Consider the following 22,136-nt stretch of genomic DNA (forward strand, 5'->3'; position numbering starts at 1 on the left):
ATGATGACTGGTAAGTCGACGGCAACGATGGGTGATGATGCGCATGCGAACCGTATCCATGGATCTTCTGCTACTGGAAAAGAAAACAGCCTCATGGTGAGCGCTGGTAATGTCGTCGGTGATGACGTTTTCGAACGTCTGACAGCAAAGCTGAAAGCCCGCGTCGGCAGCGAGATCTATTCAAGCTGGTTTGGCCGTCTGAAGCTCGACGATCTGTCCAAAAGCGTGGTTCGCCTGTCGGTTCCGACAGCTTTCCTTCGCTCATGGATTAACAATCATTATTCTGAACTGCTGACCGAACTATGGCAGGAAGAACACCCGCAGATTCTCAAAGTTGAAGTGGTTGTGCGCGGAGTGAGCCGTGTCGTTCGCACTGCAGCACCTGCTGAAACCAACGAAGCCATTGACGCCAAGTCACCTTCCGCCATGCGTGAAAAGGTCGTTTTCCCAGTTGGTCAGCCAAGCGCTGAAAAGCGTGGCTCGGCTGTCGTGGCAGAATCGGCTTCCGGTTCGGTTCTCGGCTCCCCGCTCGATCCGCGTTACACGTTTGATTCTTTCATCGATGGTGCATCCAACCGCGTGGCTCTTGCTGCTGCCCGCACCATTGCAGAAGCAGGCTCAAGTGCCGTGCGCTTCAACCCGCTTTTCATCCATGCATCTGTCGGTCTTGGTAAGACTCACCTTTTGCAGGCGATTGCGGCGGCTGCCCTGCAGCGTCAGGAAAAGGCCCGCGTCGTTTACCTGACTGCCGAATATTTCATGTGGCGTTTTGCGACTGCGATTCGCGACAACAATGCGCTTTCTTTCAAGGAACAGCTGCGTGACATCGACCTGCTCGTCATCGACGACATGCAGTTTCTGCAGGGCAAGTCGATCCAGCATGAGTTCTGTCATCTTCTCAACACGCTGCTCGATAGCGCCAAGCAAGTTGTTGTTGCAGCAGACCGCCCGCCATCGGAGCTGGAATCACTTGATGTCCGCGTTCGCTCGCGCCTTCAGGGTGGCGTTGCTCTTGAAGTTGCAGCACCTGATTACGAAATGCGTGTTGAAATGCTGCGTCGTCGCCTCACGACCGCACAGCTTGAAGATTCAAGCCTCAACATTGACGATGAAATTCTCGCGCATGTTGCTCGCACCGTCACCGGGTCGGGTCGCGAGCTGGAAGGCGCTTTCAACCAGCTTCTGTTCCGCCAGTCATTCGAGCCAAACCTGTCCATCGACCGTGTCGATGAACTCCTCGGTCATCTGACCCGCGTTGGCGAACCTAAGCGTATTCGCATTGAAGAAATTCAGCGTATCGTGGCACGTCATTACAATGTGTCGAAGCAGGATCTGCTTTCGAATCGCCGCACACGCACCATTGTGAAGCCGCGTCAGGTTGCCATGTATCTGGCCAAGATGCTGACTCCGCGTTCGCTGCCGGAAATCGGTCGTCGTTTTGGTGGGCGCGATCACACCACTGTGCTTCATGCTGTGCGTAAGATCGAAGATCTGGTCGGTGCCGATGGCAAGCTGGCGCAGGAACTCGAGCTGCTGAAGCGCCTCATCAACGATCAGGCTGCTTGATCTGTAGAAATTCGTTAAAAAGCCTGCGCCGTGTCGTTTTGCGATGCGGCGTGGGCTTGCTTTTCGGCTCAAAAATCTGCCACTTTAGCAAACCTTCTGGCGCTAAGGCGCCTTATTGATGGGGGCATCTGCCCGTTACGCGGTTGCCCTGTCCTAGAGAGCGAGTGCGTTTCAATATGCGTGTTACCCTAGAGCGATCAAACCTTCTCAAGTCACTCAACCACGTCCACCGTGTCGTGGAGCGTCGCAACACGATTCCGATTCTGTCCAATGTGCTTTTGCAAGCCGAAGGCGCAAGCCTCGCGCTCAAGGCAACGGACCTTGATCTTGAAGTGAACGAAGCAACCGCTGCCATGGTCGAACAGGCCGGAGCAACAACGGTTCCAGCGCATCTTCTCTACGATATCGTGCGCAAGCTGCCTGATGGCGCAGAAGTCATGCTGTCGACCAACCCCGATGGCGGCTCGATGTCCGTCATTTCGGGCAAGTCATCGTTCCGCTTGCAGTGCCTGCCACAGTCTGATTTCCCGGAACTGACAGCCGGTTCGTTCTCGCATTCCTTCCGCATCGATGCGCAGGCTTTAAAGCGCCTCATCGACCGCACACAGTTTGCGATCTCGACGGAAGAAACCCGCTATTATCTCAACGGTATCTATTTCCATGCCATTGAAAGCGACGGTGCACTGAAGCTGCGCGCAGTTGCAACCGATGGTCATCGTCTTGCTCGCGCTGAGCTGGAAGCACCGTCGGGCACGGAAGGAATGCCAGGCATCATCATTCCGCGCAAAACTGTTGCTGAACTGCAGAAGCTCGTTGATGTGCCGGACACTGTTGTGTCGGTTGAACTGTCGGATGCGAAGATTCGCTTTACAGTCGGTTCCGTCGTTCTAACTTCCAAGTTGATCGACGGCACATTCCCGGATTATCAGCGGGTGATTCCTTCGGGCAATGACAAGAAGCTTACCATCAGCCGTCAGGATTTTGCGGCTTCTGTTGATCGCGTTTCCACCATTTCGAGCGAACGTGGCCGTGCGGTTAAGCTTTCTATTGCCGATGGCCAGCTGACACTGACGGTCAACAATCCCGATTCGGGTAGTGCTACTGACGAACTGGCTGCCGATTACGATGCTGATCCGATCGATATCGGCTTCAACTCAAAGTACCTGCTCGACATCACAAGCCAGCTTTCCGGTTCCGAAGCAGTTTTCATGCTGGCCGATGCCGGTTCGCCGACACTCGTGCGCGATACGGGTGACGAAGATGTGCTTTATGTCCTGATGCCGATGCGTGTTTAGGACCTTAAAGAAAACAGATCGTGAGCATCTCTGAACCAAATCTAAGCCGTCCGGATCGAGTCTCGGTCCGGCGGCTTAAACTTTCTGATTTCCGTAATTATTCGGAACTCACGTTGCCGCTTGGCTCCGGCCATGTTGTGCTGACTGGCGAAAACGGTTCAGGCAAAACCAATCTCATTGAGGCTTTGTCCTTCCTGTCTCCGGGCAGGGGATTGCGGCGCGCATCCTATGATGATGTCGCGCGAACGAATGGGTCCGAAATTAAGCATGATGGCTTTGCCATCCACGCATCACTCGATTGTATGATTTATGGCGATGTCGAAATCGGCACAGGTACTGCAGGTGGCGGCGAAGGTGGCCGCAAGGTCCGTATCAATGGTATTGCCGCATCGGGCGATGAACTCCTTGATTATGCGCGCGTTCTCTGGGTTGTTCCGTCGATGGACGGGCTGTTTACCGGCGGCGCATCGGATCGGCGACGGTTTCTCGATCGCATGGTGCTGGCAATCGATACCAGTCACGGCAAGCGCGTGCTTGATTATGAAAAGGCGATGCGTTCTCGCAATCGTCTGTTGAGCGACGGAAACAGCGATAATCAGTGGCTGGAAGCGATTGAAAGCCAAATGGCCGAACTCGGCATCGCGATCGCTGCTGCGCGCGCTGAGGCAATGCGTATGATTGCTGCGATGATTGAGCGGCTTCCCAGTGATGGTCCATTTCCCAAAGCGGATTGCTTTCTCGAAGGATCGCTTGAACAACGGATTAGTTTGGAAGCAGCCCTTGATCTTGAAGAGGATTTTCGGCGCACATTGCGCGACGGGCGTGCTCGGGATCGCGCTGCCGGACGCACTTTGGATGGCCCGCATCGTACTGATCTCATTGTTCAGCATCGGCCCAAATCCATGCCTGCAGCACTTTGCTCTACCGGCGAGCAGAAGGCGTTGCTGATCGGCCTCATTCTGGCGCATGCAAGGTTGACGGGCGAGCTTTCGGGCATGGCGCCGATTCTGCTGCTTGATGAAATTGCGGCTCACCTCGATATCGGGCGCCGTGCCGCTCTGTTCGGAATTCTGGATGATCTTGGTGGGCAGGTCTTCATGACTGGCACCGACCGGTCGCTGTTCGAAGCGCTAGAAGGTGACGCGCAGTTTTTCAACGTGGCGGCGGGCGAACTGACAAAAATCTAAAAATAGTCGCTGACAGGTCATTTGAGCGGGCCTATGTTCAAGCATCATGAATGCACCATCAAAGCCCTTTTCATCCGAAGAACTGGAGCGCTATGCGCGCCATATTGTGCTGCCGGAAATCGGTGGCCCAGGTCAGCAAATGCTGAAAGCCGCTCGCGTCCTTGTTGTGGGCGCAGGCGGACTTGGCGCGCCTGTGCTGCAATATCTGGCCGCTGCCGGTATAGGCACGCTCGGCCTCGTCGATGACGATACGGTTTCATTGTCGAACCTGCAAAGGCAGGTGATCCACGATACGGAAAGTGTCGGCCAGGCAAAGGTGGAGAGCGCCAAGTCTTCGATTGCTCGCATTAATCCACATGTGAAGGTTGAAGGCTATTCGTTGCGGCTCAATGCCGAGAACGCACAAGCTCTCATCAGCGATTACGACGTTGTTGTCGATGGCTCTGACAATTTTGCTACCCGTTATGCGCTGGCTGACGCTGCAGCCTTGGCTGGACGCCCTCTGGTGACGGGCGCTATGGGTCGCTTTGATGGAACAGTCACGGTGCTTATGCCTTATGCCAGTGGTGCTGACGGCAATCCCAATCCATCTTATCGCGATCTGTTTCCAGACATGCCGCCACCGGGCTCAGTGCCGACTTGTGCAGAAGCTGGCGTTTTAGGCGTTTTACCGGGGGTGATTGGCAGTTTGCAGGCCATGGAAGTGATCAAGCTGGTGACCGGTATTGGTGAGCCTCTTGTTGGTCGGCTTCTGCTCTACAATGCATTGAATGTGCGGTTCGAAATCATTCGCTATAAGGCACGTAAACCCAAATGACGGCTCTCCGCATTTGCCTCATCGGTTCGGATTTTGATCGCTGGAAAGATCTTCTCCGGCTCATTCAGGAGAGTTTTGCCTATATGGATGGTATTATTGATCCACCATCTTCCGCACGCCATCTGACGGCAGATAATCTGCAGGAGAAGGCGAAAGACGAAACGGGATTTGCAGCTTTCATTGGTGAAGAACTGGCAGGCTGTGTGTTCATCAAGGAAAAAGATGATCACTTCTATCTTGGTAAGCTCGCAGTCGCCCGTGGCTTTGAAGGTCAGGGGACTGGGCGCAACCTCGTGGAAAAGGTTGAGCAGCATGCAGTAACGTGTGGCAAACCCGTGATGGAGCTGCAGACCCGCATTGAGCTTACGCGCAACCATGCGGTCTTTGAGAAATTAGGCTATCGCAAGGTAGCGGAGACGGCTCATACTGGCTTTACGCGCACGACATCGATCACCATGCGCAAGGAGATCACACGTGGCACTGACATTAACGCATGAAGAGCAGTCGATAGCGTCCGGTGCTGAGGGCGAAGGTTCTGCGATGGCTATGCGTATTGTGGCTGATACAGCACGACTGATGGGCGCACCGCGTCTTATCCCAATTGCTTCAGCTCATATTGATGGTGCGCTCTATCATGGGGACAGCGGTACGCTGTTTGCCGAAAGGCTGGTTGATGGTGGTGCGAAAACCAAAGTGCGCGCAACGCTGAATGTTGGTTCCATCGATCTCACCGGTTGCTCGCACAATCTCCTTCCGCAGCATGAGGCGGAAATGGCCAAGCGCATGATGCGCGCCTATATCAAGCTTGGTTGCGAGCCGACTTGGACTTGTGCGCCTTATCAGGCGGGTCATCGCCCGGAAAAAGGAACCGATGTTGCCTGGGGCGAATCGAATGCCGTTGTTTTTTGTAATTCCGTGCTGGGCGCACGGACCAACCGTTATGGCGATTTCCTCGATATAGCTTGTGCTATCGCTGGTCGTGCGCCGGATTACGGGCTGCATCGAACTGAGAATCGTCGCGCGACGGTCGTTCTCGATATTTCGGCAATCAATCCTGCGTTTCTTGGTTCTGAGGTCGCATGGCCGATTCTAGGCAACCTGTTTGGGCGCAGTGTGGGCACAAATATTGGCGTGGTGGCAGGAGCCCGTGTGCACCCGGATGAAGATGCACTGAAAGCTTTTGGTGCTGCCGCAGCCTCGGTGGGTTCAGTCGGGCTTTTCCATGTTGCCGGTGTAACGCCGGAAGCACCCGATCTTGAAACCGCCCTTCAGCATCAGAGGCCTGAAGGCATCATCCATGTGACGCAGGAAATGATTGAGGCCACGCGCAAACGTTTGTCGACGGTCGACCATGTGGATGCGATTGATGCGGTCGCTATTGGCAGTCCGCATTTGTCGATTGCTGAGTTCGACCGTCTTGAAAGAGCCATTGCTGCCCGCAAGCTGGCCGTGCCGCTTTATGCCTGCACCGGACGACATGCTCTTGTGGAACTGGAAAAGAATGGGCGCAGACAACTGCTTGAAAAAGCAGGCGTTGTGATTGTCGCTGATACTTGCGTTGTTGTCACACCTATTTTGCCAACTAAGGATAATGCCGTTCTGATGACCAATTCGGGTAAATTTGCCCATTATGCGCCGGGAAATACGGGCTATGGCGTGCTGTATGGGTCGCTTGAGGAATGCGTTGAGAGTGCTGTCGCTGGCCGCCCGATTTTTGCGAGGCAGGCAGCGTGAGTGAAATCACTTTCACATCGTCCGTCCTCGTCGCCGGAAAGGCCGCTCAAGCTCAGGCTTTGGTCCTCTCAGCCCCTATCAGTTTCTGGGGCGGTGTTGATCCCAAAACCGGCCGTATCGCCGATGTTCGTCATCCTGAACATGGTCAGAGCATTTCGGGTTATGTCTTATGCCTGCCGGGCACCATCGGGTCGTCTTCTGCGGCAGCTGTGTTGCTGGAACTGGTTCATGCTGGCCTGGCCCCGGCGGCGATTGTTCTGCACGAACCAGATGCCATTCTGCTTCTTGGTCTCATCGTTGCGCGCGAGATGGGACATGACGTGCCGATTGCCGTCGAGTATGATCGGGAGGCCCAAAAGAAACTCGCCGGCCATCACGTGATGGTCGGCGAGGACGGAAAGATTTCAATTAGGACTTAACTTAATATTGCGTGGTGCGATCCACCACATTTTCCAAAGTTCCGTCACGCTCGAAAGCTTCAATCTGACGGATGATCTGGGGAACAATGGCAGATGCTGACGAGCTTGCAGCCGAATGCGGGGTGATCGTCACTTTCGGATGTGTCCAGAGCGGGCTATCAACTGGCAACGGTTCCTGATTGAAAACGTCAAGCGTTACAGCCGAAAGCAGCCCGCGATCCAGTGCTGCCAGAATATCCGCTTCGTTCTGCAAGCCGCCACGACCTGCGTTGATCAGCACAGGCGCGCCCAGTGGGCCGTCGCTTTTCAATTGCGCAAACATTGTCATCGACAGAATGCCTTTGGTGTCAGGTGTCAAAGGCAGAAGACAGACGAAAATATCGGCCGTTTTGAGAAAGCGTACGAAGCCTTCCTTGCCGTTGAAGCTCTGAACGCCCTCGATTTCCTGGGGGCGACGGCTCCAGCCGGTGACATTGAAGCCGAGCGTCTTGAGCTTGGCTGCTGCATCGCGACCGAGAACCCCCAGCCCCATGATACCGACAGTCACTTCATGGGCCGCTGGCTGGCGCGGGTCTTCATGCCAGACCCGGTTCTTCTGCTGTTTGCGGTAATTTGCGCCAAGACGATGGTGATCAAGCACCTGCCAGACCACATATTCGGTCATGCGCATGGTGAGATCATCTGAGATAACACGCACGAGCGGCACGTCTGGAATGTGCGGATCGTGAAAGACATGATCAACGCCAGCACCGAGCGAGAAAATCACTTTGAGATTTGGAAGATTGGCCAGCGAGCCGGGCTTCTGCTTCCAGACGAGCGCATACTCGACGCTTTGATCGGTTTCGCCACGTTCAGTCACGACATTGCGCTCAGGCGCGTGTGTCTTAAAGCTGTCGACCCAAATAGCCGGATCCCAGTTGGTCAAAGACAGAAAGATTTTTTTGTCCGCTGTCGTCATTGTCTTATTCCTCCCTCGGTAGCCTCCATGTGGAAGGCCGCCGCCATCAACGCCTTGGTATAGTCGGTTTTTGGATTGGCAAAGACTTCCTTTGACGTTCCATATTCGACTGCCTTGCCATTGCGCATCACCAGCACATCATTGGCCAGCGCCCGCACCACTTTCAAGTCGTGGCTTATGAAAAGATAAGCCAGGTCATGCTTTTTCTGCAATGCGCGTAAAAGATCGACCACCTGAGCCTGAACACTCATGTCGAGCGCTGAGGTCGGCTCGTCCAGCATGACGAATTTCGGGTTGAGAACCATCGCCCGCGCAATCGCGACACGCTGGCGCTGACCGCCCGAGAACTCGTGCGGATAGCGGAAGCGGCTGTCGGGATCGAGGTTCACTTCCTTGAGTGCCGCCACCACACGTTCATCACGTGCGTCGGCCGACAGCTTCGGCTCATGCACCAGAAGCCCTTCGGCGATGATATCGGCAATGGTCATGCGTGGGCTCAGCGAGCCGAATGGGTCCTGAAACACAATCTGCATTTCGCGACGCAACGGGCGCATGTCCTTAAAGCTGTATTTCGCAATATCGCGTCCCTCAAAGCGGATTTCCCCCTGCGACGAAATCATGCGTGAAAGAGCGAGACCAAGTGTTGTCTTGCCGGACCCTGATTCTCCGACAACGCCGAGCGTCTGACCGGCACGCAATTCGATATTGATGCCGTCCACTGCCTTCACATGATCAACGGTCTTGCGCAGGAACCCTTTCTTAATCGGGAACCAGACGCGGACGTCCTTGCCTTCCATCACCTTCTTTGCGCTGAGATCAGCCAGCGGAGGCTCGCCCTTTGGTTCTGCCGCGAGAAGATGTTTTGTATATTCATGCTGCGGATTGTCGAAGATTTCCCTGGTCGGACCGGTTTCGACGATCTTCCCTTTGCTCATCACACAAACCCGATCGGCGATTTTGCGCACGATACCAAGATCATGGGTGATGAAGAGCATCGACATGCCCTGAGCGCTTTTAAGCTCTGCGAGAAGTTGTAATATCTGCGCCTGCACCGTCACATCGAGCGCGGTTGTAGGTTCATCGGCTATCAGCAGCTTAGGCTTATTGGCAAGTGCCATGGCGATCATCACGCGTTGACGCTGACCACCTGAAAGTTGGTGCGGGAAGGCGCTCAGGCGCTTTTCCGGTTCACGAATGCCAACCTCGTGCAAAAGCTCCAGCGTTCGTGCACGTGCGGCCTGATCACCCATGCCCTGATGCATTTTCAGGATTTCGCTGATCTGCCGTTCCACTGAATGCAGCGGATTGAGCGAGGTCATCGGCTCCTGAAAAATCATGGTGACATCATTGCCGCGCACGCGGCGTAATTCAGGCTCTGATGCCGTCATCAAATCCTTGCCGTTGAAAAGAATTTCACCGGATGGATGACTTGCTGCCGGATAAGGCAGGAGCTTGAGAATAGACAGCGCAGAAACTGACTTGCCCGAACCGGATTCACCGACAAGTGCCACGGTTTCACCCTCTGCAATATCGAAGGAAACGTGGTCGACGGAAATTCGCTCCTCGCCGTTCTGACGGAAGGCCACCGAAAGATCACGGACGGAAAGAAGCATCTTTTTATTCATTGATCCGCTCGTTGGCCCACTCATTGAAATGCCTTTCGTGGATCGAATGCATCGCGTGTTGCTTCGCCAATAAAGATCAAAAGCGACAGCATCAATGAGATCACCACAAAGCCGGTAATACCAAGCCACGGCGCCTGAAGGTTGTTCTTGCCCTGCGCGAGCAACTCTCCAAGCGAAGCAGAGCCCGGAGGCAATCCGAACCCAAGGAAGTCAAGCGAAGTGAGTGTGGTGATGGAGCCATTGAGAATGAACGGTAAGAAGGTCAGTGTTGCAACCATGGCATTGGGCAAAAGGTGTCGCCACATGATTGTGCCATTCTTCACACCAAGGGCGCGCGCCGCATTCACATATTCGAAGTTTCTGGCGCGCAGGAATTCCGCACGCACCACGCCAACGAAAGCGACCCATGAAAACAGCAACATGATGCCGAGCAACACCCAGAACCCCGGCGGTAAGATCGCAGCTATAATTAGCAGCAAATAAAGCACCGGAATCGATGACCAGATTTCAATGACGCGCTGGAAGATGAGATCAACCCAGCCGCCGAAATAACCCTGCACTGCACCTGCCGTCACACCAATGATTGCCGAGAAGAACGTCAGGATCAGGCCGAACATCACAGAAATGCGGAAGCCGTAAAGCGCACGCGCAAAGACATCACGTGCCTGATCATCAGTGCCGAGCCAGTTGAAATTGCCGACAATGCAATTGGGATCATTCACCCCTTGCGGATAACGCTGGCAGCGCTGCTCTTCGGTATACAGCCAGAAAGGCTTTGAGGGAGCTGCTTCCGGAATGTCGTTATTGACGGTGTTGTAGGAGTAGCGGACCGGCGGCCAGATGGCCCAGCCATTCTGGTTGATTTCGTCCTGAATGACAGGATCACGATAATCGGTCACGGCATAAAAGCCGCCAAATTTCTCTTCCGGATAGTCGACAAAAACCGGCGCCAGCAATTCGCCCTTATAGGAAACGAGAATGGGGCGGTCATTGGCGATAAACTCGGAGCAGAGCGCTGCAACAAGCAGAAACAGGAAAATCCACAGTGACCAGTAACCGCGTTTATTGGCTTTGAAATTCTGCCAACGGCGGCGGTTGAGCGGCGAAAGGAATGGGCGCTTCACAGGTTTTGTGGCCGGGGTGAGAATGGTATCTGTCATCACACATCCCTCCGGTCAAAGTCGATGCGCGGATCAATCCATGTGTACATGAGATCGGATAGGAGTCCGACGAGAAGCCCGATCAGCGAGAAAATGAACAGATTGGCGAATACGACTGGATAATCGCGATTGATAATTGATTGATAGCCAAGCAGGCCCAACCCATCGAGTGAGAAGATGGTTTCAATCAGCAGCGAGCCAGTAAAGAAGGCCGAGATGAAAGCGCCCGGAAAACCGGCAATCACGATCAGCATTGCATTGCGGAAAACATGGCCGTAAAGCACCTGATTTTCGGTCAGGCCCTTGGCACGTGCAGTCGTGACATATTGCTTGCGGATTTCTTCCAGAAATGAATTCTTGGTCAGAAGCGTGGTGGTGGCGAAGGCCGAGAGCACCAAAGCAGTCACAGGCAGCACCATATGCCAAAGGTAATCGCCGATTTTGCCCCAGAATGACATTTGCGCGAAATCAGGTGAGGTCAGGCCGCGTAGCGGGAACCAGTCAAAGAACGAGCCGCCCGCAAAAAGCACGATCAGCAGGATCGCAAAGAGGAAGCTCGGAATTGCATAGCCGACGATGATGATAGCACTGGTCCAGGTATCGAAACGCGTTCCTTCCTTGATCGCCTTACGAATGCCAAGCGGGATCGAAATCAGATAGGACAGGAATGTGAGCCACAGACCGAGCGAAATCGACACTGGCATCTTTTCCTTGATGAGGTCGATCACGCTGATATCGCGGAAATAGCTATGCCCGAAATCGAAGCGCATATAGTTCCAGAGCATCAGACCGAAGCGTTCAAGCGGTGGTTTGTCGAAACCGAATTGCTTTTCAAGATCAGCGATGAATTGCGGGTCGAGGCCCTGCGCACCGCGATATTTGGAGTTGACGGAGCCGCTATCCATGCCACTCTGGCCGAAGTCGCCGCCACCGCCGGAAAGGCGGTCTAACGCATCGCCACCCTGACCGGAAAGCTGAGCAATGACGCGTTCAACTGGCCCACCGGGGGCAAACTGAACGACGGCAAAAGATATGGCCATAATGCCCAAGATGGTCGGGATCATCAGGAGAAGGCGGCGTAAAATATAAGCGCCCATCAGCCTTCAATGCTCCGGATGTTCATTTTGTTCTTATGGCTTGCCAACAATTTTTGCCTTCTTGTTTATTATGAGCATGATCCCGAAAACCGGTTTCCACTTTTCGGGCTCATGCTTTAATCCACCAAAGCGTCTCGACTGGAAAGCCGTAATCAGGCTTTGGCTCCTTGAAACCAAAACGATCCCAATAAGCTACCAGGTGATTCGCCACCGTCCAATTTGGAATCCACTCAAGCCTGATACGCAAGTACCGATCAAGCACCCTGATCGTTGCGACCAGTTCGTCACGCGTGGATGCTTTGCCCACATCCTCGATCAATGCGTCGATAATGGGGTCAGATGTGCCGGGAAGATTATAACTTCCGGGTGTTTTGGCTGATTCTGATCCGAACATGCCAGCCAGTGATTCTTTGGTGGGCGTTGCGCCAAACTGCATCGCAATGCCGACGAGATCGAAGTCGAAATCCTGCATGCGGGCCTGGTATTGGCTCGGATCCACCAATCGTACACTGGCATCGATGCCAATGGCGCGCATTTTCTGGACAAGAGGATTGTAGACCCGATTGAGAGATTCGGAATTGCTTAGAATTTCGAGCGTGAATTTTTCACCGTTTTTGCCGTGAAACTGGCCTTTGTTTCGCTCAAAGCCTGCAGCTTCCATCAACTCGATAGCGCGGGAAAACTGCTTACGGTCGCGGCCTGTACCATCTGAAACAGGCATGACAGGGACTTCGCCAAAGGCCGCTTCGGGAATTTTGCCCCGAAATCGTTCAAGTACCTTCAGTTCATCAGCAGTCGGCATGCCCACGGCCTGAAAGTCGGAACCGTTGAAGTTAGATTGCGACCGTTGGTAGGTATCATAGAACAGGTTTGCATTGGTCCACTCGAAATCGAAGCACAGATTGATCGCTTCACGCACACGTGGGTCGCTGAAACGCTCGCGGCGCTGGTTGATCGCCCAGGCCTGCATGAGTGGGCGCTTTTCCCTTGGAAATGTGCGTTTGATGATCTTATTTTGCTGAATGGCAGGAAAATCGTAAGCTGTGGCCCAGTTCTTTGCTACGTTTTCAGATCGAAAATCGATATTGCCTTTCTTGAAGGCTTCGAATTCTGGCTGTCTATCACGGTAGAACTCAATGCGGATGCGGCCAAAGTTGCTGGAGCCGCGCTGCACTGGTAAATCCTTGGCCCAATAATCATCAACCCGGTCATATTCAATCGCTTGCCCGGCAGAGACTTTCCCGACGCGATAAGCACCTGATCCAAGGATCGGTTCCAGGCCTGTCGCATCGAAATTTCGCTCCTTGAACCAGTCTTTGGAGAGAATTGGCAGTGTAACTGCGTCGAGAATGGCATTGGGGCCACTTTCAGCCGAAAAATGCATCTGCACTTCGCGTTCACTGATTTCTTTTACAGCTTCGAGCGCTGCAAGAATCTGCCTTAATTGCGGATGTCCCTTTTCCTTAAGCGTCTCGTAAGTGAACACAACATCCTTCGCTTCAATTGGCGAACCATCGTGAAAACGAGCTTCTTTGCGCAGCTTGAAGAGGCAGGTCTGATGGTCTTTGGATAGTGTTACATTTTCAGCGATCAGGCCATAAACAGCGTCGGGCTCATCAAGTGCTGACACCATCAATGTGTCGAAGGTCAGCTCCATGCGCGGCGGCGCATCACCCTTGAACGTCAGCGTGTTTAGCGTATTGAAAGTCTCCATGTTCTGGTTCCACACCCATGTGGATGGCGCCAGCGTAAAGGTGCCACCCTTTGGCGCATCGGGGTTCACATAGTCGAAATGGGCGAAATCGGGCGGATACTTCAGTTCGCCGAAAGCAGATAGACCATGCAAGGGCTTGTCTGTGGGGAGCTTTGCAAAAGCAATTTCCGGAAAGCAGGCTGCGAGAGCGGCACTGCCTGAAAGTCCAAGGAAATGGCGGCGATTGAGATGAAAGCCCGACATTGGAAAGGCGTCCTTAAAGCATTTTCAGCAAAAGTGCGAAGCGGTTTTGCGTAGGATAATGCGTAAAAACAAATAGATAGAACGGTTTCAACTATTCAATCTTAATTGAGGCCACTCTAGTCGGAACTGTTTTTAAGCTTGGCTTCTTTCGTCGGGTCGATCCACCACGAGAATGGGTCAATCCCAAGATAGTCGGGTTGCTGTTCCGGCATGCCGAATTTGTTCCAATAGGCGACGTTGATGTGGTCTGAATACCATTGTGGAATGACGTAATAGTTCCACAGCAATGCGCGGTCGAGCGCGTGGCTCGCCGCCACCAGCTCATCACGATCCTTGGCATAGATGATGCGGTCGATCAGCTTGTCGATGGCCGGGTTCTTGATACCCGCATAATTGCGGCTGCCTTTGAAGTCGGCGGCTTTCGAGCCCCACATATCGCGCTGCTCGTTGCCGGGAGAGGCAGTCTGTGCCGTGATCGAAGTGATTACGTCATAATCGAAATCATTGACGCGGGCCTGGTATTGAGCTGTATCGACAATACGCACAGTCGCATTGATACCGATCTTGCGTAGGCTTGCGGCAAACGGGTTATAGATGCGCTCGTCGGTTGGATCTTTACCAAGAAATTCGATCGTGAACTGCTGACCATTGGCATCAACGAGCTTGTTACCTTGCAGTTTCCAGCCTGCCTCACCAAAAAGCTGAAGCGCTTTGCGCAGATTATCGCGCGTTGCCTGTGGAGTATCGTAGACTGGCAGCTTGAATTCTTCAGTCAGCGCTTCGGGCGGAAGCGAATCCTTCACAGTTTCAAGAATTGCTTTTTCTTCTGGCGTCGGTGCACCGCTCAGCTGTAGTTCGTTGCCCGCGAAATAGCTGTTGATGCGCGTGTACTGATTGAAGAACAGCAGGCGGTTCATGGTTTCAAAGTCGAACGCATAGGTCAGTGCCTGACGCACTTGCGGGTCTTTGAATTTCTCCTTGCGTGTATTCAGGAAATAGCCCTGCATTCGGCCAACAGCATTGAACGGAAAGGATTTCTTGACGACATCGCCACGCTGCACGGCTGGGAAGTTATACTGCTCCGCCCAGCGCTGAGCGCGATTCTCATTACGATAATCGTACTGGCCACCTTTTTTGAAGGCCTCCCACGTCGCATCTTCATTGAAGTAATATTCGTAGCGCACTTCATCAAAGTTGTTGCGCCCAACATTGACGCCAAGGTCCTTGCCCCAGTAATCGGCAACACGTCCCCACACGATGGAGCGGCCCGGCACCATGCTCTTGATCTTGTAGGCGGCCGATCCGAGTGGAATTTCCAGCGTCGGACGGCTGATGTCACGCTGCTTGCCTTGCGCATCCTTGCCTTCCCACCAATGCTTGGGCAGGATTGCGAGCTGCCCCACGATCTGTGGCAGTTCGCGGTTGCCTGACTGCGAGAAGGTGAACTTCACCTCATGGTCGCCGGTCTTTTCGGCTTTCTCCACGTCGCCATAATATTTGTTGTAGAGCGGCGACTGCTTCTTGAGAATATCAAACGACCAGATCACGTCATCGACGGTAATCGGTTCTCCATCATGCCATTTGGCATTGGGATTGAGCTTGAATTTCACCCATGAAAAATCATCAGGATACTGCAAAGCTTCAGCGATCAACGGATATTGCGTTGAGCCCTGATCAAGCGCATCGGTCATCAATGTATCGTAGAGCATTCCGCCGCCGAAATCGGCGAGGCCTGCGGCGGCAACACCCTGAACCACGAATGGATTGAGGCTGTCGAAGGTGCCGACCGCCACCTGATTGAGGACGCCCCCTTTGGGTGCACCAGGGTTCACATAATCATAATGCTTGAAATCAGCCGGATATTTGGGCTCGCCGATAAGGCTTGAAGCATATCGCCATTCTGGCGCGGCATCCGTTGCGTAACTAAACGATACCGTGCTCGCCAGCATGGTGACCGCGAACGCTCCCGCCCAAAAACCTCTCATCCAGCATCTCCGTTTCTGCTTCGGATATTGTCGAATTGATTTTTATGGGTTTTTGCGGAGGAAGAAAGGCACAAGTTGAAAAAACATGCCGGCAATAAAAAAGCCGGGTCGAAACCCGGCTTTTTCTTGAAATTTAATCAGCTTAGTTCGCTGGGGCAGGCTGTGCCGGAGCAGGTGCCTGTTCGGCAGGCTTCTGTTCTCCAGCTGGAGCTTCCGCAGGTTTTTCTGCTTCGCCTGCAGGGGCTGCACCTTCTGGCTTGGCTTCCGTGCCTTCAGCAGGAGTCGCGTCAGCGGTTGGAAGCGGCGCTGGGTTGTCAGATAATGTGCGCAGATAAGCGATCAGATCGGCGCGTTCATTGTCTTTCTTGTCCCCAGCAAAGCCCATAGCCGTGCCTTTGATGAAGCCCTTTGGCGAAGTGAGGAACTTGTTGAGATGTTCATAATCCCACTTGTTCCCGCCTGCGCCGAATTCCTTCATTGCAGCCGAATAGCCAAAGCCTTCAACAGAGGCAGCCGGACGGTCCAGAACATCCCAAAGATGTGGTCCGACCTTGTTGGCGCCACCCTTTTCGCCTGTATGGCATGCTGCGCAACGCTTGAAGACGGTTTCGCCGCGTGCCGGATCAGCGGATTGCATCAGTGTAGCAATCGACACTTCTTCCTTGGCTGGTGCAGCTTCCCCACCAGTCGAAGCCTCTGCCGCTTCGATTATGAAACCTGGCTTCTCAGGGGCTGGCGCATGAAACAGCGTGTCGGACAGAATGCCCGTCGTCATAACAACGAAAACCGTTGCCAGAAAAGCCATGATAAACTTATTAGTCCGGGTTGAATTCATCGCCGGTCAGCGCTCCCTCTACTCAACGCCCTCCAAAGCCGGCATGCAAAACCTGTGTTAAAAGGCTGGCAAGTCTCTCCCCGGCGTCGGGCGGAAACTAGGTCTTTTACAGGGGTGATGCAACACCTATAAGGGGTTCCAGACCCGTGACTTTTTGACACTTTTGCTGCATTTGCCGTGCAGATAAAGATTGCCAGAAGGCTTCGACAGACCTTTTACGGCCAAATTAAACACCAAGAGGCGATCATGCTTCAGACTTTGAAAACACTGACACTTATACCGGCGCGGATGGCTTCAACACGCCTGCCGAACAAGCCGCTGGCCGATATTTGCGGCAAGCCGATGATCGTGCATGTGGCAGATCGTGCGGCGGCGGCATCGCTTGGACGCACCGTGGTCGCGACCGACAGTGAAGAGATTTTTGCAGCTGTTCGGGCGCATGGTCATGAGGTCATTATGACGCGCGGCGATCATGAATCGGGTTCTGATCGCATTTATGAGGCTCTTCAGAAAGTTGATCCGCAGGGTGAAGTCGAGGCGATCATCAATGTGCAGGGCGATCTGCCGACGATCGATCCGGAAACCATCCGTCGTGCGCTCCGCCCTTTGGAAGATGGGCCTGCAGATATTGCGACACTTGGCGTCGAAATCACACTGGACGAAGAAAAGATCAATCCGAATGTGGTGAAGATTGTCGGTTCACCACAGCCCGGCGGTGAGCGTCTGCGTGCGCTTTATTTTACCCGCGCGACAGCTCCTTATGGCGACGGCCCGCTCTACCATCATATTGGGCTTTATGCTTATCGCCGTGCAGCACTTGAGCGCTTTGTGAAGATTGGACCGTCGCCGCTTGAAAAGCGCGAAAAGCTGGAACAGCTGCGTGCACTTGAAGATGGAATGCGCATTGACGCAGAGATCGTCAAAACAGTTCCGCTGGGCGTTGATACGCAGGCTGATCTTGACCGGGCACGTGAAATTATCGCAAAGGGTTTATAACCAAGAAAGCCCTCAGTTCTTCGAGGGCATTTGAGAAAGTACGAACACGATGAAGACCAACCGGATTTCCTTTCAGGGTGAAGCGGGCGCCAATTCCGACACGGCTTGCCGCAACATGTTTCCCGATATGGAGCCTTTACCGTGTCCGACTTTTGAAGATGCGTTTAACGCTGTAGAAAGCGGTGCTGCTGATCTTGCGATGATTCCGATCGAGAACACGCTTGCGGGTCGCGTTGCAGATATTCACTACCTGCTGCCGCTTGCCGATATGCACATTGTTGGCGAATATTTCTTGCCGATCCATTTCCAGCTCATGGTTCTTCCCGGTGTGAAGCGCGATGAGATCAAGACGGTTCACAGCCATATCCATGCGCTTGGTCAGTGCCGCAACATCATTCGGAGTAATGGCTGGAAGCCGGTGATCGCAGGCGATACCGCAGGCGCTGCTCGCCTTGTGGCTGATTTGCAGGATCGTTCGATGGCAGCTCTTGCACCTAGTCTCGCGGCTGAACTTTATGGTCTTGATATCATAGAGGAAAATGTTGAGGACGCGGAAGACAACGTGACCCGCTTCGTTGTTCTCTCGAAGACAAAGAAATGGGAACTGCGCCCGGAAAAAGACGAACGTATCATCACCACGTTTGTCTTCCGTGTGCGTAACGTGCCGGCCGCGCTATATAAGGCAATGGGTGGCTTTGCGACCAATGGCGTGAACATGACCAAGCTTGAAAGTTATCAGCTGGGCGGCCGGTTTATCGCGACACAATTCTACGCGGATATCGAGGGTCATCCGGAAGACCGCAATGTGCAGCTCGCTTTGGAAGAACTTGAATTCTTCTCCAAAGAAGTGCGCGTACTTGGTGTCTATAAGGGGAGCGACATTCGCGGTACGCAGCTGCTGGCAGCTGAATAATTCCAGCATCTCCCGCAAAACGGGGAACCGCTTTTTCGGAGGGAAAATGCGCAAACAAAGAACTAAAGCGGTTGAGCCGCTCTAGTTCTCGGCCCAGGCTCTGATCAGATGGGTTGCAATAGCTCCGGTTGCCGGGACACGCAGCCCATTTTCATGTGTGTCAGCAAGCATCTCACGCACTTCAGCTTTTTCGAACCAGCGGCCATCTTCGAGCTCCGTGCGGTCGATTGCGAAATCGTCTGACAGCACTTCGGCATGGCAACCGATCATCAATGAATAAGGAAATGGCCATGGTTGGCTGGCGTGATAGCCAACGCGCCCGATCGCTAAGCCCATTTCCTCAAAACTTTCGCGGCGAACGGCGGCTTCAATCGTCTCGCCATGCTCGATAAAACCTGCAAGGCAAGAATAGGACCCGGCAGCGAAGTGCGCGCTGCGTGCCAGAATGCATTTTTCACCGCGAATGGGCAGCATGATCGCGACCGGATCGGTTCGTGGAAAATGTTCGGCTCCACAATTTGGGCAGACGCGTTTTGCACCACCGGCGCGCATTTCGCTTTTTGTGCCGCAACGTCCGCAAAATCGGTGATTGCTATGCCATGCAGTTAGGGCTGCAGCCTGTGCCAGCGCACCGATGATATCGGCGGGCACAAGACCTTCCATATAAATGCTGCGATAATCCTGCGCCTTATAGGGAGCCTCAAGCTGGTCGGGATCAAGTGGAGCCGTGAGTGCAACCATCGGTGCACCGTCCTGTAAACCCAGCAGCACCGGTTCATGCAGATCGGGCAAAAAAGCTTGAGCTTCTTTCAGTGTAAATAGCGCGCGAGGAGCGCTGTCCTTTGTGTAATCGAGAAGCAGTCGGCTTCCGCCCAGAATCATTATCCGCGTTTCGGGCAGTTCCAGTGCGGTGAAAGCCGAATCATCCTGTCGCTTTTCGGAAAGACGGTCGATGCGGTTGCCAGCGAAGCCGACGAAACGGCTCGGTTCAATTTCCGGCAGGTCGTAAAGGCGGAAAGCCATGATGATCTCGGGGGAATGTTTCAGGGAGGAATTAGAGGGCAGTTCGGATTTTTTCGATCAGCGTGTGCGCATCTGTGTCGCCATAGGTTTCGCGGGTGCCATGACCCCAGACAGGGCCGGGCCAACCAGCATCGCCTTCATTGCGCGCAATCACATGCATATGGAGCTGACGAACAATGTTGCCCAAAGCGCCGGTGTTGATCTTGTGGCAGTCAGTTGCCTTCTTGAGCGCTTGTGAAACAATGGCGGCTTCAAAAGTCAGCATGGTCTGATCGAGCGGCGTCATATCGTGAATTTCAGCCAGTTTTGCGCGGCGCGGCACGAGGATCAGCCATGGCCAGCGCTTGTCATTCATGAGACGCAGTTCGCACAAGCCGAGCTTGGCGACTGAAAAAGTATCGGCATCAAGCCGTTTATCGAGTTCAAACTGTTCCATAACTGATTTCTTATCATTTTTTTTGACCCTTCGCTTGCTTTTTGCTTCGCAATTGACGATATGCAGCGTGGGAGGTTGGTGGTGGACGAGCCACTCGCCAACCGGGTCAGGTCCGGAAGGAAGCAGCCCTAACGAGCCAGGCACGGGTCGCCGTGCCAGCCTCCCACCTTTTCTTTCACGACGATGATGGCTGTTGATTGGCAGTAAACCACTGTCGAAGGCACTTTCGTCTCCGATCCAAACTGTTTAGAGTTTCGAGATTGGAAAAAAGCGAACAGGGAACGGAAGGGTCGCAATGGACACGAAATCCGCAGACTTGGCCGCCGATGGCGCCTACCGCGTTCTCGCCCGCAAATATCGTCCTCAGAATTTTAATGATCTTATCGGTCAGGAGCCGATGGTTCGCACGCTGAAAAATGCGTTCGAGACTGGCCGCATTGCGCAGGCCTGGATGTTGACCGGTGTGCGCGGTGTGGGCAAGACCACGACGGCGCGCATTCTGGCGCGTGCACTCAATTACAAGACTGATTCTATTGACCAGCCGACAATCGATCTGTCAGTGCTTGGCGAACATTGTCAGGCTATCATGGAAGGCCGCCATGTCGATGTGATCGAAATGGATGCGGCCTCCCATACGGGTATCGATGATATCCGCGAGATTATAGAGCAGGTGCGTTATCGCCCTGTTTCGGCACGCTACAAAGTCTACATCATTGACGAAGTGCACATGCTGTCCAATCAGGCCTTCAACGGCCTTTTGAAGACGCTTGAAGAACCGCCGCCGCACGTCAAATTCATCTTTGCTACCACCGAAATCCGAAAAGTTCCGATCACGGTCCTGTCGCGTTGTCAGCGTTTTGATCTGCGCCGCATCGAATCGGGCACTTTGGCCGCACATCTGCGGCGGATTGCGGAAGCCGAACAGATCCAGGTCGACGATACATCGCTTGCGATGATTGCGCGCGCGGGCGAAGGCTCGGCCCGCGATTCGCTCTCCATCTTCGATCAGGCGATTGCCCATGGCGCTGGTCATGTTTCGGCAGAGGCAGTGCGTTCCATGCTGGGTCTTGCCGACCGTGCGCGCATTATCGATCTCTTCGAGATGCTAATGTGTGGCGATGTGGCTGGCGCTCTGACCGAATTTCGTGCGCAATATGACGTCGGTGCTGATCCGTCGGTCGTGCTGACTGATCTCGCAGACTTCAATCATCTGGTGACGCGCCTGCGCTTCACGCCTGACGTTGCGGAAGATGTTTCGCTGTCGGAAGATGAGCGTGTGCGTGGCCGCGATTTTTCGCAAAAGCTTTCGGTCCGTGTGCTTTCGCGCACATGGCAGATGCTGCTCAAGGGCATTGCGGAAGTCGACACCGCAACCCGTCCTATTCAGGCAGCTGAAATGCTGTTGATCCGTCTGGCGCATGCTGCCGATTTGCCAACGCTCGATGAAGCGCTGAAGGGACTGGAGAACGGTTCGGTTTCGGCATCGCGTCCGCAGCCATCGGGTGGAGCAAAGCCTAATGGTGGCTCTCAGTCCGAGGCACGGGTAAATGCGGATGCAATTGCGTCGTCCATGATGCCCGTATCGGGTGGACCTGCGACTGCGATGCGCCTTGTGGAAACACAGCCGCAGCCAGTACAGCCTCCTGCGCCCCAGCAATTCGTCGATAATACGCCGCAGCCTTCTGTTCCGATCAACAGCCTTGCTGATATCGTTGCTCTGGCTGACAAGTATCGTGACATGCAGTTCAAGATTCTGGTCAAGAACTGCGTGCGATTGTCATCCATCGCCGCCGGGCGGCTTGAAATCGGCCTGACGGATGATGCACCGAAATCATTGCCGAGCGATATCTCGCAGCGCCTGCTTAACTGGACCGGCATTCGCTGGATTGTGACCGTAGCGCGTGATGTTTCAGGACAGACGGTTGCGGAAGCTGAAACCGAGCGTCGCGACAATCTTGTCACCGATGCGCGGGCAGACCCGGATGTTGCCGCCATTTTGGCTGCTTTTCCTGGCGCAAAGATTACGGATGTCCGTATTGCCGTTGCAGAACAGAGTGACGATGACGATATTGATCTGGATACGATTGAAGACGTGCCTGGCGCGCCTTCTGACGACGACTGAATTTTAAAAGA

At 53.9% G+C, this 22,136-nt stretch carries 19 protein-coding genes and 1 other RNA gene; 11 read left to right on the top strand and 9 right to left on the bottom strand.

Features of this window, described 5'->3' with window-relative positions; genetic code table 11:
* From dnaA to CES85_RS09500, 7 genes are all read left to right on the top strand, one after another.
* Entirely contained in the window at window positions 1-1,566 is a 1,566-nt protein-coding gene (dnaA, locus tag CES85_RS09470; RefSeq protein ID WP_095445782.1) for a chromosomal replication initiator protein DnaA, read from the top strand.
* A gap of 176 nt (window positions 1,567-1,742) precedes the next feature.
* Window positions 1,743-2,861: a DNA polymerase III subunit beta gene (gene dnaN / locus CES85_RS09475; protein WP_095445783.1), complete on the top strand. Its 1,119-nt coding sequence runs from the start codon at window positions 1,743-1,745 to the stop codon at window positions 2,859-2,861.
* A 20-nt stretch (window positions 2,862-2,881) separates the two neighbouring features.
* Complete coding sequence (gene recF, locus CES85_RS09480) at window positions 2,882-4,048, top strand: DNA replication/repair protein RecF (RefSeq protein WP_095445784.1); 1,167 nt, start codon at window positions 2,882-2,884, stop codon at window positions 4,046-4,048.
* A gap of 46 nt (window positions 4,049-4,094) precedes the next feature.
* The gene (locus CES85_RS09485) at window positions 4,095-4,865 is read left to right on the top strand and encodes a molybdopterin-synthase adenylyltransferase MoeB (RefSeq protein ID WP_095445785.1); all 771 of its coding nucleotides are present in this window, start codon (window positions 4,095-4,097) and stop codon (window positions 4,863-4,865) included.
* Complete coding sequence (locus CES85_RS09490; RefSeq protein ID WP_095445786.1) at window positions 4,862-5,362, top strand: GNAT family N-acetyltransferase; 501 nt, start codon at window positions 4,862-4,864, stop codon at window positions 5,360-5,362. Before CES85_RS09485 ends, CES85_RS09490 begins: the two co-directional genes overlap by 4 nt.
* Window positions 5,340-6,599, top strand: a complete 1,260-nt coding sequence (locus tag CES85_RS09495; protein ID WP_191793750.1) for an aconitase X — start codon at window positions 5,340-5,342, stop codon at window positions 6,597-6,599. Before CES85_RS09490 ends, CES85_RS09495 begins: the two co-directional genes overlap by 23 nt.
* Before the next feature lie 5 nt (window positions 6,600-6,604).
* A complete protein-coding gene (locus tag CES85_RS09500) occupies window positions 6,605-7,018 on the top strand; it encodes an aconitase X swivel domain-containing protein (RefSeq protein ID WP_095447816.1) in 414 nt (137 codons plus the stop codon).
* A 1-nt stretch (window position 7,019) separates the two neighbouring features.
* Here the strand turns inward: CES85_RS09500 and CES85_RS09505 are convergent, their stop codons facing one another.
* The 7 genes from CES85_RS09505 to CES85_RS09535 all read right to left on the bottom strand — a co-directional run bounded on the left by CES85_RS09505 (window position 7,020) and on the right by CES85_RS09535 (window position 16,635).
* Window positions 7,020-7,976 carry a 2-hydroxyacid dehydrogenase gene (locus CES85_RS09505; protein WP_095445787.1) on the bottom strand — a complete coding sequence of 319 codons (957 nt, stop codon included), beginning with the start codon at window positions 7,974-7,976 and terminating at the stop codon, window positions 7,020-7,022.
* Window positions 7,973-9,601: an ABC transporter ATP-binding protein gene (locus tag CES85_RS09510; RefSeq protein WP_095445788.1), complete on the bottom strand. Its 1,629-nt coding sequence runs from the start codon at window positions 9,599-9,601 to the stop codon at window positions 7,973-7,975. The genes CES85_RS09505 and CES85_RS09510 overlap by 4 nt, the downstream gene beginning before the upstream one ends.
* A 20-nt stretch (window positions 9,602-9,621) precedes the next feature.
* Window positions 9,622-10,761, bottom strand: a complete 1,140-nt coding sequence (locus tag CES85_RS09515) for an ABC transporter permease (RefSeq protein WP_095445789.1) — start codon at window positions 10,759-10,761, stop codon at window positions 9,622-9,624.
* On the bottom strand, window positions 10,761-11,858 hold the full coding sequence (locus CES85_RS09520; RefSeq protein ID WP_024898308.1) for a microcin C ABC transporter permease YejB: 1,098 nt from the start codon (window positions 11,856-11,858) through the stop codon (window positions 10,761-10,763). Before CES85_RS09520 ends, CES85_RS09515 begins: the two co-directional genes overlap by 1 nt.
* Window positions 11,859-11,967: 109 nt before the next feature.
* Entirely contained in the window at window positions 11,968-13,815 is a 1,848-nt protein-coding gene (locus CES85_RS09525; protein WP_095445790.1) for an extracellular solute-binding protein, read from the bottom strand.
* A 116-nt stretch (window positions 13,816-13,931) separates the two neighbouring features.
* Window positions 13,932-15,800, bottom strand: a complete 1,869-nt coding sequence (locus CES85_RS09530; protein ID WP_095445791.1) for an extracellular solute-binding protein — start codon at window positions 15,798-15,800, stop codon at window positions 13,932-13,934.
* 142 nt (window positions 15,801-15,942) lie between these two features.
* Window positions 15,943-16,635 (bottom strand): c-type cytochrome, encoded by a 693-nt coding sequence (locus CES85_RS09535; protein ID WP_095445792.1) that lies wholly within the window; start codon window positions 16,633-16,635, stop codon window positions 15,943-15,945.
* A gap of 246 nt (window positions 16,636-16,881) precedes the next feature.
* Between CES85_RS09535 and CES85_RS09540 the strand changes: the two genes are divergently transcribed.
* Window positions 16,882-17,631: a 3-deoxy-manno-octulosonate cytidylyltransferase gene (locus tag CES85_RS09540; protein ID WP_095445793.1), complete on the top strand. Its 750-nt coding sequence runs from the start codon at window positions 16,882-16,884 to the stop codon at window positions 17,629-17,631.
* Between the two features lie 49 nt (window positions 17,632-17,680).
* Window positions 17,681-18,544, top strand: a complete 864-nt coding sequence (locus tag CES85_RS09545; protein ID WP_095445794.1) for a prephenate dehydratase — start codon at window positions 17,681-17,683, stop codon at window positions 18,542-18,544.
* 81 nt (window positions 18,545-18,625) lie between these two features.
* On the opposite strand, the gene nudC is transcribed toward CES85_RS09545, so the two are convergent.
* Complete coding sequence (nudC, locus tag CES85_RS09550; protein ID WP_095445795.1) at window positions 18,626-19,567, bottom strand: NAD(+) diphosphatase; 942 nt, start codon at window positions 19,565-19,567, stop codon at window positions 18,626-18,628.
* Between the two features lie 31 nt (window positions 19,568-19,598).
* Window positions 19,599-20,003 (bottom strand): HIT domain-containing protein, encoded by a 405-nt coding sequence (locus CES85_RS09555; RefSeq protein WP_095445796.1) that lies wholly within the window; start codon window positions 20,001-20,003, stop codon window positions 19,599-19,601.
* A 70-nt stretch (window positions 20,004-20,073) separates the two neighbouring features.
* Between CES85_RS09555 and ffs the strand changes: the two genes are divergently transcribed.
* Together ffs and CES85_RS09565 are read left to right on the top strand one after the other, a co-directional pair.
* Window positions 20,074-20,170: signal recognition particle sRNA small type (gene ffs / locus CES85_RS09560), an RNA gene on the top strand.
* Between the two features lie 128 nt (window positions 20,171-20,298).
* Window positions 20,299-22,125, top strand: a complete 1,827-nt coding sequence (locus tag CES85_RS09565) for a DNA polymerase III subunit gamma/tau (RefSeq protein ID WP_095445797.1) — start codon at window positions 20,299-20,301, stop codon at window positions 22,123-22,125.
* Window positions 22,126-22,136 lie beyond the last annotated feature (11 nt).

This window comes from Ochrobactrum quorumnocens, assembly GCF_002278035.1.
In the GTDB taxonomy this organism is placed as follows: Bacteria; Pseudomonadota; Alphaproteobacteria; order Rhizobiales; family Rhizobiaceae; genus Brucella; species Brucella quorumnocens.